Annotated in this window: 15 protein-coding genes; 10 read left to right on the plus strand and 5 right to left on the minus strand. The window is 39.4% G+C overall.

What is annotated here, in order from left to right:
- Positions 1-186 precede the first annotated feature (186 nt).
- From msrA to BUA60_RS11665, 3 genes are all read left to right on the plus strand, one after another.
- Complete coding sequence (gene msrA / locus BUA60_RS11655) at positions 187-852, plus strand: peptide-methionine (S)-S-oxide reductase MsrA (RefSeq protein WP_072861951.1); 666 nt, start codon at positions 187-189, stop codon at positions 850-852.
- Between the two features lie 222 nt (positions 853-1,074).
- Positions 1,075-2,466, plus strand: coding sequence for a 3-keto-disaccharide hydrolase (locus BUA60_RS11660; protein WP_072862075.1), 1,392 nt, complete (start codon positions 1,075-1,077; stop codon positions 2,464-2,466).
- Positions 2,467-3,795 carry a Gfo/Idh/MocA family oxidoreductase gene (locus BUA60_RS11665; RefSeq protein ID WP_072861952.1) on the plus strand — a complete coding sequence of 443 codons (1,329 nt, stop codon included), beginning with the start codon at positions 2,467-2,469 and terminating at the stop codon, positions 3,793-3,795.
- A gap of 74 nt (positions 3,796-3,869) precedes the next feature.
- On the opposite strand, the gene BUA60_RS11670 is transcribed toward BUA60_RS11665, so the two are convergent.
- Genes BUA60_RS11670 through BUA60_RS11680 form a run of 3 tightly spaced genes read right to left on the minus strand, consistent with a single transcriptional unit; the run spans position 3,870 to position 6,545 of the window.
- Positions 3,870-5,384 (minus strand): OmpH family outer membrane protein, encoded by a 1,515-nt coding sequence (locus BUA60_RS11670; protein WP_143153178.1) that lies wholly within the window; start codon positions 5,382-5,384, stop codon positions 3,870-3,872.
- A 38-nt stretch (positions 5,385-5,422) separates the two neighbouring features.
- Complete coding sequence (locus BUA60_RS11675; RefSeq protein ID WP_072861954.1) at positions 5,423-6,019, minus strand: hypothetical protein; 597 nt, start codon at positions 6,017-6,019, stop codon at positions 5,423-5,425.
- Entirely contained in the window at positions 6,003-6,545 is a 543-nt protein-coding gene (locus BUA60_RS11680) for an RNA polymerase sigma factor (RefSeq protein ID WP_072862076.1), read from the minus strand. Before BUA60_RS11680 ends, BUA60_RS11675 begins: the two co-directional genes overlap by 17 nt.
- A gap of 142 nt (positions 6,546-6,687) precedes the next feature.
- On the opposite strand from BUA60_RS11680, the gene BUA60_RS11685 reads away from it, so the two are divergent.
- The 7 genes from BUA60_RS11685 to BUA60_RS11715 all read left to right on the plus strand — a co-directional run bounded on the left by BUA60_RS11685 (position 6,688) and on the right by BUA60_RS11715 (position 13,092).
- Positions 6,688-7,596 carry an aldose epimerase family protein gene (locus tag BUA60_RS11685; RefSeq protein WP_072861955.1) on the plus strand — a complete coding sequence of 303 codons (909 nt, stop codon included), beginning with the start codon at positions 6,688-6,690 and terminating at the stop codon, positions 7,594-7,596.
- 28 nt (positions 7,597-7,624) lie between these two features.
- A complete protein-coding gene (locus BUA60_RS11690) occupies positions 7,625-8,185 on the plus strand; it encodes a DUF2911 domain-containing protein (RefSeq protein ID WP_072861956.1) in 561 nt (186 codons plus the stop codon).
- Positions 8,186-8,187: 2 nt separating this feature from the next.
- Positions 8,188-9,228, plus strand: a complete 1,041-nt coding sequence (gene meaB / locus BUA60_RS11695) for a methylmalonyl Co-A mutase-associated GTPase MeaB (RefSeq protein WP_072861957.1) — start codon at positions 8,188-8,190, stop codon at positions 9,226-9,228.
- Between the two features lie 198 nt (positions 9,229-9,426).
- Positions 9,427-10,140, plus strand: a complete 714-nt coding sequence (locus BUA60_RS11700; RefSeq protein WP_072861958.1) for a glycosyltransferase — start codon at positions 9,427-9,429, stop codon at positions 10,138-10,140.
- On the plus strand, positions 10,141-10,779 hold the full coding sequence (locus BUA60_RS11705) for a lipid-A-disaccharide synthase N-terminal domain-containing protein (RefSeq protein ID WP_072861959.1): 639 nt from the start codon (positions 10,141-10,143) through the stop codon (positions 10,777-10,779). It abuts the gene before it with no gap.
- Positions 10,760-12,403: an ArnT family glycosyltransferase gene (locus BUA60_RS11710; protein WP_245802536.1), complete on the plus strand. Its 1,644-nt coding sequence runs from the start codon at positions 10,760-10,762 to the stop codon at positions 12,401-12,403. Before BUA60_RS11705 ends, BUA60_RS11710 begins: the two co-directional genes overlap by 20 nt.
- Positions 12,400-13,092: a hypothetical protein gene (locus tag BUA60_RS11715; protein ID WP_245802537.1), complete on the plus strand. Its 693-nt coding sequence runs from the start codon at positions 12,400-12,402 to the stop codon at positions 13,090-13,092. Before BUA60_RS11710 ends, BUA60_RS11715 begins: the two co-directional genes overlap by 4 nt.
- 33 nt (positions 13,093-13,125) lie before the next feature.
- On the opposite strand, the gene BUA60_RS11720 is transcribed toward BUA60_RS11715, so the two are convergent.
- Together BUA60_RS11720 and BUA60_RS11725 are read right to left on the minus strand one after the other, a co-directional pair.
- Positions 13,126-13,695, minus strand: coding sequence for a phosphatase PAP2 family protein (locus BUA60_RS11720; protein WP_072861962.1), 570 nt, complete (start codon positions 13,693-13,695; stop codon positions 13,126-13,128).
- A gap of 3 nt (positions 13,696-13,698) precedes the next feature.
- The gene (locus BUA60_RS11725) at positions 13,699-13,926 is read right to left on the minus strand and encodes a hypothetical protein (protein ID WP_072861963.1); all 228 of its coding nucleotides are present in this window, start codon (positions 13,924-13,926) and stop codon (positions 13,699-13,701) included.
- Between the last annotated feature and the right edge of the window lie 50 nt (positions 13,927-13,976).

Genomic DNA, 13,976 nt, shown 5'->3' on the forward strand with positions numbered 1-13,976 from the left:
TTTTAAGCTACTTATCCGTAAGTATTTTGGAATAACAAGCACTAAAGGATTAAGTATTTGTCATCGACATTTTTGATAAAACTGTTTTACCTTTATAAAGGCAAGATTTTTGTAGCCCTATTATTTGGCAGCTCCCATGTAGGTGCAACAGAAAAATAGAACATATTAACGTTAAGAAATTTATTTATGAAACTTTTACAGATTACCCTATTTACCATTTTAGGATTTTCCGCCATCAACTGTCAATCCAAAACCAAATCCGAACAAAAGCATGAAATAATTGCCGAAGTCAGCCCACAAGAACTCCAGAAATATGAAACTGCCTATTTTGCCAGCGGTTGCTTTTGGTGCGTGGAAGCTATTTTTGAAAGTGTAAAAGGAGTAAAGGAAGTGGTCTCCGGTTATTCTGGTGGTAAGGAAAAAAATCCCACTTATGAACAAGTAGGCTATGGCCGCACCACCCATGCCGAAGCTGTTGAAGTTTATTACGATCCCAAGATCGTTTCCTTTGAAACCTTGGTTAAGGTATTTTTTGGATCGCATGACCCCACCACCTTAAATAGGCAGGGGCCAGACAAGGGTGCCCAATACAGGTCTATAGCCTTTTATAAAAATGAATCCGAAAAGAAAATAATTAACGACTACATTTCCGAACTGGAGAATAAAAAAGTTTATTCTGCACCCATAGTTACGGAGGTAAAACCTTTTAGTGTTTTTTATGATGCCGAAGACTATCACCAAGATTATGAAAAAAACAATCCCAACAACTCCTATATTAGAAACGTATCGGTGCCTAGGTTAAAACGCTTTCAAGCCAAATTTCCGGAATTATTAAAGAATCAGCCCCATTAGTACATAAACCTCATAAAGTAATAAGTCAATTCTTATAAAATATAATCTGTCCTAAAGGGAAGGGTTAATATATACAATTAGGCCGACAGCATAAAGCGTGTCGGCTTTTTATTTTATGCCATTTTAATATAACAATTGGGCTAATTTTAGTGCAATAGGGTAATGTTTAATCACTTTTTTATACCTTTCAAGCTCACATTTAAAAAAAATAAGATTAAAAAAATGAAAGTAAGATCAAAACTCCCAACTACCCTATTCTCGGCCATACTGTTGGCTTCTTTTTTAATAGGTTGCGCAGGGAAAGAAAAGGACAACACCCCATGGGTAAATCTTTTTGATGGAAAGACCTTGAACGGTTGGAACCAAAAAGGTGGAGAAGCCAAATATGAAGTCGTTGATGGCACAATTGTTGGAACTACTGTTCACGACACTCCCAACTCCTTCATGACCACCAACGAAATGTACAGGGATTTTATCCTGGAATTGGAATATAAGGTTGATTCCTCCATGAACTCTGGAATTCAGATTAGAAGTAACAGCATCCCAGCCTATAGGAACGGAAGGGTACATGGATACCAAATAGAAATTGACCCTTCAGAAAGGGCTTGGAGCGGTGGTATCTTTGACGAAGCTAGAAGGGGTTGGTTAAATACATTGGACAATAACCCTAAGGCACAGCAAGCATTCAAACAAAATGATTGGAATCACTACAGGATTGAAGCCATTGGCGATACCATTAAAACATGGATCAACGACGTACCAGCTGCCTATCTAATTGATGATAAAACAGCAAGTGGCTTTATTGCCCTACAGGTACACAGTATAGGAAAGAACAAAAAGGAAGGAACCCCAATTGTTTGGAAAAACATTAAAATACTTACGGACAACTTGGAAACCTATTCAAGAAAATCTCCTTTAACACCAATAGTTACCAAAAACAAGCTTACCGTAGGCGAAGAAAAGGATAACTGGAAACTACTTTGGGACGGTGAAACTACCAATGGCTGGAGAGGTGCCCGTTTGGACGGTTTTCCGGAAACCGGATGGGAAATAAAGGATGGTGTGCTTACCGTATTGCCTTCCGGTGGTGAAGAATCTGCGGCTGGTGGAGATATTGTAACTACCGACCTCTATGGCGATTTTGAATTAAAAGTAGATTTTAAACTTACCGAAGGTGCCAACAGTGGAATAAAGTATTATGTAAATACCGATCTTAACAAAGGTCCTGGTTCTTCCATTGGTCTGGAATATCAAATTCTGGACGATGCTCGCCACCCCGATGCCAAGTTGGGGAGTCATGATGGCAGTAGAACAGTAGCCTCTCTTTACGACTTAATACAGGCAGACCCAAACAAACCTATTAATCCTATTGGGGAATGGAATACCGCCCACATCAAATCCATCAACAACCATGTTGAACATTGGTTAAATGGAACCAAAGTTTTGGAGTATGAAAGAAAGAGTGATGACTACCGTAAATTGGTATCCGAGAGTAAATACGTAAAATGGCCCAATTTTGGGGAGGGAGACGAAGGACACATCCTTCTTCAAGATCACGGAGATCTGGTAAGTTTCAAAAACATCAAAATTAAAAGCATAAACAAAAGCGAATAAATGAAAACTAGAAGAGACTTTATTAAAAAAACGGCAGCGGGCAGTGCTGCCCTTAGCTTGGGAGGATTGGTAATGCCAAGTATGGGCTACAGTAATATTTTAGGAGCCAACGACAAAATCAATGTTGCGGTAATTGGGGTAAGAAGCAGGGCCAAGGCCCACTTCGTTGCCATAAGCAAAGACCCTAATGCCAAGGTGCTATATAGTTGCGATGTGGACGACAAAATTCTGGAGGAACACAATGTTTGGTGCAAAAAGAATATTGGTTATATCCCAAAAGTAGAAAAGGACTTTAGGAAGATTTTGGAAGATAAGAATGTGGATGCTGTTTTCATTGCTACACCGGAACATTGGCATGCCCCTATGGCCATCATGGCCTTGCAAGCAGGCAAACATGTTTATGTAGAAAAACCGTGTAGCCACAATCCACACGAGAATGAGCTCTTGGTTGCGGCACAAAAGAAATATGGCAAAAAGGTACAAATGGGAAACCAGCAGCGTTCCTCCCAAAGTTCCGCTTTGGCCGTTAAAGAGATACGTGAAGGAATTATTGGAGAAGTCTACAAAGGCGAGGCCTATTATTCCAGTAATAGGGGCTCTATCGGTATTGGGAATAAAATAGAGGTTCCCAACACATTGGACTGGGATTTATGGCAAGGACCGGCACCTAGGGAATCCTACAGGGACAATGTACATCCATACAACTGGCATTGGTTTCGTACCTGGGGTACAGGGGAAATTCACAACAATGGTACCCATGAAATTGATATTTGCCGTTGGGCATTGGGTGTGGACCTACCCAATAGCGTAACTTCCTTTGGTGGAAAGTACACCTTTAAGGATGATTGGGAGTTCGTGGACAACCAACAGGTAACCTATAAATATGATAATGATAAATTCATTACCTGGACCGGACACAGTAGAGGTTTGATAAAACCTGAGCAACCTGGTAGAGGGGCTACCATCTACGGAAGCAAGGGAATGATAACCATGAGCAGAAATGAATACAACCTTTATAATCTGGACGGCAGTTTAATTAAGAAAGTTGAAGAAGGGGTAAAAAGCGCTACCACCAATACTATGGGTATGGGCGGTTTGGATGTAAATCACGTACACAATTTCTTCAGTGCCATACGTCAGGACACTTCCCTGAATTCGGATATCAAAGATGCCAGTATTTCTACCATGCTATGTCATTTAGGGAATATTGCCCAAGATGTAGGTAGAACCATTCATATCAACCCTACCACAGGAAAGGTAAAAGATGATGATGAGGCCATGTCCTACTGGAAAAGGGAATACCAAGAAGGCTGGGAACCAAAATTATAGTTCTTGGATTTCAATGATTAAAGAAGGGGATTTTCTATCGAAAATCCCCTTCTTTTTTTGAATAATAATTCCCATTACCGCAGAACAACTTCCGTAAACTTGGAATTAATAATGATAGATTTACCACTAGTTTTGTTTATATGATATCCCTTGTTCAAAGTATTATAGCCGTTCTTTGTTTTTACCATGTGCAGCTCCTTTGGATGGACCAATTCTGAATTGGTACCATTGACGGCTATATTAAATGCTGTTTTTGGCAATACGCACCTAAATTCGGCATTTTGTAGATTGATATCCAAATCCGTAAAATCCTTGGAAATAGAATTGATAGCCAAAGGACCAAAATTGTTTTTAATAAACGCTTTCTGCATTAGATTTTCAATTGTAACATCCGAAAAAGTGGCATTTAAGGTCAGGTTTTCAACTTCCTTGATATTTACCTTCTCAGAATAATCGGCCTTAAGTTGACCATAGTTCCATTTTTGGACACTTACCGGTGAATAGGAAGCATCTATATAGGTTTTATCACCATCAATGGTCGACGCCAATAAGGTGGAATAGGATAAAGTGGCACTTAGGTTCTTTGTGTTTTCTGCCAAAATAACTTCTCCATGTCTCACGTTCATTTTAATTTTGGTAGATTTTGGCAATTTGATCTTTATCGTTTTCTTGACCTTTAAATTTTTATCCCCTCCCTTTTTTATCGAATAAAAAACATTGGGTGCCGTAGGGTGACGTTCCTCCATAAAGATAAATTCCCTACTTTTCCCATCCGCCGAGTCTATCTCTATTGTAATGGTCTTCATATCCTTCTGTATTTCCCGCAGCTGTTTGCCGGAAGTTATGGATTTGGCCATTTGTTCTTGTGCCTTCCCTGTGATTTCCATTCTTTGACTTTGTATTTCTTGCAACTTCTCCAATCGTTCTTGATGGGCCTCCTCCCTTTTCTTTTCCATTTCAAGTCTTCTTTTATCGCTTTCCGCCCGCTTCAGATCCATTTTTTTGCTCCACTCTTCCATTTTGCTTTCATAATCCTTCCCAAAACCCTTTGCAAATTCTTCCTTCCATTCTTTTAAATAAGCTTCCCCATCTTTTTTATAAGCTTCGTAATCAAATGGTTGTATGTTCATTGGGGGAAGCGGTGGCAATTCCATCACTTCTGGCAACTCTGGCAGCTCTACTAGTGGTGCTATGTTATGGGCTCCCCCTACCCCATTGAATTGATGTAAAAAATCGATATCGATATCCTCTGTATTGTAGGTGACAAACTCTCGGTGTCCCAATGCCGTGCTGATACTGATATTTTTGCTATTTCCCACAATTTTTACAGGCTCCCTTTTAAAATAGTTGTTCGCCTCCTCCTCGGAAACATCCTCCAATTCCACCACAACAGTGATGTCCACTTGATTCTTGTTCCAAGTTTCAAATTCTATATCGGCATAACTGGTGTTCAATTCCAAAACCACCTCATTGGTTACATTAAAATTCTCATGAAAGGTTTTGGTCTTTTTTTGTCCCCAAACAACACTAGTACACATTAATAATATTACCGTTGTAATGAAGCCTATCTTTCTCAATATTGTTTTCATCTATTTTATTTATTTTCTTGATTTAATATTTTCACTTATCATACAGCCGTAAGCAAGGTATTTTTATCCGCCTCCGTGCTTTGGGTCTGTAATTCCTTTAACTTGTCCCTTAGTTTATGTAACAGCTGTAGTCTAAGTTGCAAGTTCTTTATCAGGGCAGTTATGGTCTGGTCATTGGGACCGATCTCGTTTAATTCGGCATTCAGCTTTTTATATTCCCCATTCAATTCCTCCAGGCGTTCCATAAAGCTATCGATGAGGGTTTTGTTCCTATCGGAAATTTCCAATTGGGACAATTCCATATTTATACTCACCATATAATAATCTTCCACCTTCTTTAAATCCGGGGAAAGGTCACCTAGGGAAATCCCCCTTTCTTCTGGGGCAGGATTGTTTTTTTCAACTATGGTTGTTTCAACAGGTTCTGGCTTATTCCAAATCATAAAAATGTAGGTGCCCAAACCAGCCAGAATTATAAGCGAAGCAGCAATTCTGAACCATGGGTAGGATGGCCCCTTAGCAAACGGTAGTTCCACTTCCATTCTTTTCAAAAAACGCTGCTCATGCCCATCCTTCATAGTTGGCACAACTTCCTTATCGGAATTCTTGAACATTTCTCTAAGATCTTGCGACATACTTATTCGATTTTAAAATTTCCTTTAATTGTCCCTTACCCCTTAATAACCTTGTTCTGCAGGAGGTAGTGCTTATGCCTAGTATTTCGGATATCTCGTTGTGATCGTACCCTTCCACCAAAAACAACTGTACCACATATCTATATTTTTCAGGTAATTTCCCTATAGCCTGTTGTACTTCCATTACAGTGACCGTATCATCTACCGTCCAATCTTCATCTTCAGCAACATGCATATACCCTTCATTTAGTTCCACCGTCTTAAGTTGTTTCGATTTTAAAAAATCAATACACTTGTTTACTACTATCCTTTTTAACCAGGCCCCGAAAGTTACCTCGCCCCTGTATTGACTTATTCTTAAAAATGCCTTGATAAACGATTCCTGAACTACATCTTCCGCATCATCTTCATTTTTTAAGAATCGCATGGCAACACAGAACATGCCATGGCAATACTGATTGTACAGTTTCAATTGCGCTTTGCGATCGTTACGTTTACATTGTTCTACAATATCAATCTGAAACATTTTGGCCAGTTTCTTTGGTTGATGGAAGGGTAAGTTGTCCTTAAAATCATTCCCGTTTAATCCCAATTACCTAAAGGACGATGAAATGATTGTAATGTTGCAAAAAATAGTATTTTTATCTTAAATCTTAAAAATAACCATCTTGAATCAAGTTACAATTAAAAATAATTTCATCACCCTGACCGTATTGGACTATGGGGCCATCATCCAAAAATTGATAATAAAAAATAAGGACGGGGTGGATACCAATGTGGTTGTAGGATTGGAGGAACCCGAAAAATATTTAACGGACAATAAGTCTCTTGGGGCGTGTATAGGTCGTTATGCCGGTAGAATATCCAATGGTGGATTTCATATCAATAACGTGCACTATCCCATTTTTGCCAAGGATGGGGTTCATCTCCACGGCGGACAAAAAGGCTTTGGAAAGAGGTATTGGACCATAGAGCAGGTACATGATGGCGAAAACCCATTTGTAAAACTAACTTACCTTAGTCCGGACATGGAAGAGGGCTATCCTGGAAATCTAAAATGCACGGTGACCTATAAACTGGTAGGGCCATCCCTATTCATAATTCATGAGGCCACCACTGATAAGGCCACACCGGTAAATCTGACCAACCACTCCTATTTTAATTTGGATGGTGAAGAAACCATAGACCATTGGAACCTAAGGTTGTCTTGCCCGGAATACTTGGAAACAGATGCCAAATTACTGCCTACCGGAAAAATACTTTCCGTAAAAAATTCGAAATACGATTTCCTGGAAATGAAAAAGATAGGGCAAGTGCGTTTGGACACCCCGTTTGTGATGGACTCCAGTCTTAAAAATGGTACCGTACTGACTTCAGACAAATCAGGTTTATCTATGGAAGTAGTAACCAATCAACCGGGAGTGGTAGTCTATACGCCACCCGCTTTTGCCGCCATCTGTTTTGAAACCCAAAATTTCCCGGATGCTCCCAACCAGCCCCACTTTCCCAATAGCATTCTGCAGCCAGGAGAAACCTATCTAAATGAAAGCGAGTTTAGGTTTAGTTTCGTAAATTAGAACAATTAACTAAGTAAAATTCAAGGAGATGAAATTTCTTAAATGGTTACTGGCAATTATCGTAGTGTTGGTATTGGCCTTCTTTTTGTTCGGAAAATCCTATTTAAGGGAGCAAACCAAAAAAAATAGTCCAGAGAAAACAGCTACCTATAGTAAAAATGGATTGGACCTTTCGGTACAATACAGCAGTCCCTTTAAAAAAAATCGGGTTATTTTTGGCGAATTGGTACCCTATGATGTGGTTTGGAGAACCGGTGCCAACGAACCTACCACCTTTACCACGGCCAGCAACATTAACATTGGTGGCAAAAGCCTTCCCGCTGGAAGCTATTCCTTTTGGACAGTACCCGGCAAAGACAGCTGGAGCTTTATTTTTAATAGTGAAATTCCCGGCTGGGGCGTAACTATATTAAGTGGTGGCAAAGAAACTACTAGAAATGTCGACGCAGATATACTACAAATAAATGCCATACCACAGAAATTGTCCCAATCCATTGAAAGTCTTTCCATAGATTTTGAAGAAAACGACCAGCTTTACCTGAGCCTTGCCTGGGATAAAACAAAGGTTAGCGTTCCCATTAATAAATAAGTTTGGCCTCAAAAAAAAATACGGACGGAAATCATAATTCTAAATCGAAAGCTTTTAGAAAAAAAGACCCATCCACAACGGAATTGATCGATGGTATTTTAAACGGCGACATAGCCACCTTGGCTAGGGCAATTACATTGATTGAAAGTACCAAAAGTGAACATTTTCAAAAATCCAATGATATTATAAACCAATGCCTGCCCCATAGTGGTAAGAGCATACGTATTGGAATAACCGGAGTTCCCGGGGTAGGTAAAAGTACCTTTATCGAAACTTTTGGCTCCTTCCTTACTGCAATGGATAAAAAAGTGGCCGTACTGGCGGTAGATCCCACCAGCACCATTAGCAAGGGAAGTATTTTGGGGGACAAGACCCGAATGCAGGAACTGGTAAAGGATAAGAATGCCTATATCCGTCCTTCCCCTACCGGATATTCTTTGGGAGGAGTTGCCAGAAAGACCCGTGAAACCATAATCCTTTGCGAAGCGGCCGGCTTCGATACCATTTTAGTGGAAACTGTTGGTGTGGGCCAAAGTGAAACCGCAGTACATGGGATGGTGGATTTCTTTCTATTATTGAAATTGGCTGGTGCCGGAGATGAACTTCAGGGCATTAAAAGGGGCATCATGGAAATGGCTGATGCCATTGTCATCAACAAAGCGGATGGCAACAACATTGAACAGGCCAACTTGGCCAAAGTTGAGTTTTCAAAAGCAGTACACCTCCTTACGCCCAAAGATAATGGTTGGACCCCTAAGGTCCTTAGTTGTTCTGCTACCCAAAAAACAGGGATATCGGAAATCTGGGAAGTTATTAAAACCTACATAGACGATAAACCAGGCCTGGACGGAATAATCGCAAAAAGGAGAACACAAAACAAATACTGGCTACTACAGACCATTGAAGACCGACTAAAGCAACAGTTTTATGAAAACAAAAACATAAAAAATAATCTGGATAAAATGATACAATTGGTTGTAGATGGGGAAATTTCCCCTTTTAACGCCGCTGAAAAACTATTAAGACTAGCCAAGGAACCATAAGCCCTAGTAATTTTTTGCGCCATGGCCCTTTAAGAATAATAACGGAGGGAATTGGTGATTACTACTTCAGAAATATTTTGAAGCCATTCCAATTACACCTCCACTATAAGATGTACGCACCAATACCATATAGGTTGACAAAGTTGATTATCTTTGGCCCTAAATTGTATTATACAAAAGTATTCACCCTTGCATAAAATGAATTACGAATTCACCATAATTATACCGGTCTACAATGAAGAAGATAATTTGGAACGTGTGGAAAAGGAGCTTAAGGACTACATGACTATATGCACAAAAAAGGCCAAGGTATTATTCGTAAATGACGGTTCCAAAGATAGGAGCCAACAATTGATAGAAGCTATTTGTCTGAGAAACGAAAATTTTAGTTTTGTAAAATTCGCCCAAAACAAAGGCTTGAGTGCAGCCATCAAAGCAGGTTTCGACTATGCCGATACTCCTTTGGTAGGTTATATAGATTCCGATCTACAAACATCCCCTGAAGATTTTAACCTCCTTTTGGAACATATAGATAAGTACGACCTAGTCACAGGAGTAAGGGCAGACAGAAAGGATTCCTTCGTCAAGAATGCCTCTTCCACTATCGCCAATGGTATACGTCGCGCTTTTACTCATGACGGTATGGACGATACAGGCTGTCCGTTAAAGGTTATAAAAACGGATTTCGCCAAAAGAATACCCATGTTTAAAGGTTTGCACAGATTTTTGCCCGCCATGATCCTATTGCAAAATGGAAGCATTGTGCAAATTCCAATTCGCCATTTTCCACGTATGGCCGGAACTGCAAAGTTTGGTCTTTGGAACAGATTATTGGGACCACTCATGGATTGTTTTGCCTATTTGTGGATGAAAAAAAAATACATTAACTACCAGGTGGATAAAATAGGGTAAATGGCAGATTGGATGGTTTATGCAATTGGCTTTATTGCCCAAATTCTATTTTCCAGTAGAATGGTGGTACAATGGGTCATATCGGAAAAGAACAAAAAAGTACTTACCCCTAGACTGTTCTGGCAATTAAGTTTATTGGCTTCATTTCTATTATTTGTTTATGGGTGGTTAAGAGACGATTTTGCCATAATGCTGGGACAGGCAATTACCTATTTTATATATATCCGCAATATCCAATTACAGGGTGAATGGACTAAATTGCCTAGGGCCTTCAGGGTTTTTCTATGGGTTTTTCCAGTAATAATTATTGTATACGGGTACAATAACAATGCCTACGACCTAAGGCAATTCTTCAACAATGAAAACATTCCCATCTGGTTGATACTATTGGGTAGTATAGCACAGGTTATTTTCACCTTTCGCTTTGTATACCAATGGATATATTCCGAGAAAAAGAAAACCTCAAGTCTTCCCTTCGGTTTTTGGTTACTAAGTTTAATTGGGGCCTCCCTAATACTAACCTACGCCATTTTTAGGAAGGACCCGGTCCTTTTTGCTGGCCATTCACTGGGGATGATCGTTTATTTAAGAAATCTGTTTATCCTTAAAAATGAAGAACATGAGGTGGTTGAAAAATAATCCTATTGCCCTGATCTTCTTGGCGGGAATCTCCATTTATTTATTTCATTTAGACGTTATCCCGGTCACAATCATGGAGGCCAGAAATTTTATTACGGCAAGGGAAATGATTACGGAAGGAAACTGGTTGCTGACTACAATGAACGACCTTCCACGATATGAGAAACCCCCCTTACCAAGTTGGATCACTGCTATCTTTGGATTTATTTTTGGCTTGGACAATGTTGCCACACTTCGAATGCCAACTATGTTAATGGCCATAGTTTTAGGGTATGTGGGATATTTGTTTTCCATAAAAATACTCCACAATAAATTACACGCACTCATAAATGCCCTTATATTATTAAGTTCGTTCTACATCATTGCAATTACGGTTGAAGCACCATGGGACATATACACCCACGGATTTATGTTGACCGCCATCTATTTTTTATATAGTTTTTTTAATCTTCCGGACAACAAATGGAAGAACAGTCTACTTGCCGGACTATTTATAGGCCTGTCCTTTATGAGCAAAGGACCAGTTTCACTTTATGCGCTTCTCCTGCCCTTTCTCTTGGCCTATGGATTTGTACATAAATATAAAGGTTTTGGTACTGACAGGAAATTCCTCCCCTTATTGGTCATGATCCTATTGGCCACGGTTATTGGCATATGGTGGTTCCTTTACGTGCGACTTGCCGACCCCAATGCCTTTTTGGCAATCACCAAAAAAGAAACAGCTAATTGGTCTAGTTATAATGTGCGCCCCTTCTATTATTATTGGAGCTTTTTTATACAAAGCGGCATATGGACCATTCCCGCCTTGTTAAGTCTAATATATCCATATCTAAAGAATAAGGTAAGTGATAAAAAGACGTACCGCCTTACCTTGCTATGGACTATATTTTCGGTGATTCTACTTTCTATCATCCCCGAAAAAAAGGCTAGATATCTTGTTCCTGTGCTTATTCCCCTAGCCCTCAACACTGGTTTTTATTTGGAATATATCATTAACAATTTTAAAAGTTCGCTAAGCCCAAAAGAGAAAATACCGGTATATTTTCATTTTTCCCTAATAGGATGTATCGGAATAGCCTATCCAATTATCGCCTATTTTCTTCTAAAAGATGGTTTGAACGGTCTTTGGGGCTACTATGCTTTGTCCTCCCTTGCTCTCTTTGCTATTGGTTTATTACTTTTTTTACAACTAAAAAAACAACAACTTTTTGGCTGCTTTATACTCACTATTGCCTTGGTAGCTGCCATAAAAACATTGGCTATGCCCTTGGCGGGGGCAATGGAAAAAAATGCAGAGTACAGGAGTATATCAGACTTAAAACACACTATGCAGGAAGAGGGACTAAAAACCTATTGCTTTGGTGAAATTGCCCCTGAAATGATCTGGGACTATGGCTCAGCAATTCCCGTACTTAAAGGAGAAGAGGAAATCTTAATTCCAGAAGGAAAAAAGTTTGGGGTACTGGTAATTCCAGCAAATGAAAATGAATTTAAACGTATCTTTGACCCCGAATATAGCTATACCTTAGATAACGTATACGATCTAAACTATAATGCCAACCCAGGAACCAAAGGACATAAAGACCGTTTGATAAGTAAATTATATATAGTTCAAAAACGATGATGAATATCTTTTCCAAAATTGAAAAAATAGGCTACAGTATTTTATTGGCAATTGTATTGATCGGCCTCTATTTGGGCCTCAGGGACGACATTTATTTTGATGTTAATTATGCCCAAGAAGATGGACCGGTTGAATGGGGTACGGCCATAATGCTATTTGGAATATTCGTACTTTCCCTATACCACTTATTAACTTTGTGGAACGGCAAAAAAATATTGTGGAAATTGGGTACCTTCCTTTTTGTAATCTTGTTCCTTTTCGCCGCGGGTGAAGAAATCTCATGGGGTCAACGAATATTCGGGGTGGAATCCAGTGAATTTTTTATAGAAAACAACGCCCAGGGCGAAACCAACCTACATAATCTGGTAGTAGGTGAAAAGAAAATAAACAAAATTATCTTTAGCCAGTTATTGTTCCTAGTGATGTTTATTTACCTAATTATTACTCCTATCCTCTTCAGAAAATTTAAGTGGTTTAAGGATTTGGCCAACAATTTTGCCGTGCCCATTGTAAAGTGGCATCATACCATCGCCTTTTTAGTGGCAACCGTTTTGGTCGCCCTTAATCCGGCCAGCCGAAAATGGGAGGTGTACGAATTGGCTTTTGGCGCAATCTTTTTCTTGATTTTTCTAGGTCCCCTGAACAAGGAAATTTTTGAACGGGAACAGCCCAAACAAGATGTGGTATAGAAGCACAACTCTAACCAGTTTTGGATGCCAGAATCAAGGATTGTATTTGGAAACGGCCTTTAAAAAAAGCTGCATAAATAATCCTCCCAAAAAAATTCCTATAATCATTCCCGTCAATACGTCCAAGGGAAAATGTACCCCAATATATATCCGGCTATAGGCGACCACCGAGGCCCACATTATTAAAATCAACCCGATATATTTATACTCCTTTCGTAATAGGGAGGTAAAGAAAATGGCTACGGCAAAGGAATTGGCGGCATGGGCGGAGAAATAGCCGAATTTTCCACCACAGGAACTTTTCACCAATCGCATCAATCCATTTATTTCGTCATCATGGCAAGGCCTCAAGCGCTGTACACCGTACTTGAAAAAATTGGCCAATTGGTCCGTTACCAAAATGAGCAACGCAATGGCCACCAATGTCATTAAAAGCCGCTTTAGACCAAATGCCCTATAGGTTAAAAATGCCAATAAGGCATAAAGGGGAATAGAACTCCATTTATTGGTCATAAAAAGCCAAAAACCGTCCCACTTGGCATTGCCCAAATTATTTAGGAACAAAAACAATTCCTTGTCGTAATGTACCAATTGGTCTAACATAGACTATTCTTCGTAACGAGAAATTTCCCGGTCATAGAAAGCCGTAGCCTGTTCAATTAAATTCTCGACTTCGGCCTCCAGCTCCTTTTCGTCCTCCTGTGTAAAATCCTCCAACCACTCTACCTCATCGTTCTCCAGATTTATAATAAATCTAGGGTATTCTGTATGTACCACAAAAATTGCCGTTGGGTAATCCGTATTGTCTCCTAATAAAAACTTTGGAAATTCCATAATTCAACTTTTTATATAATTATCAATATCCCCAAAACTTTTCCTCTATT

Source organism: Arenibacter palladensis (assembly GCF_900129275.1).
GTDB lineage: Bacteria > Bacteroidota > Bacteroidia > Flavobacteriales > Flavobacteriaceae > Arenibacter > Arenibacter palladensis.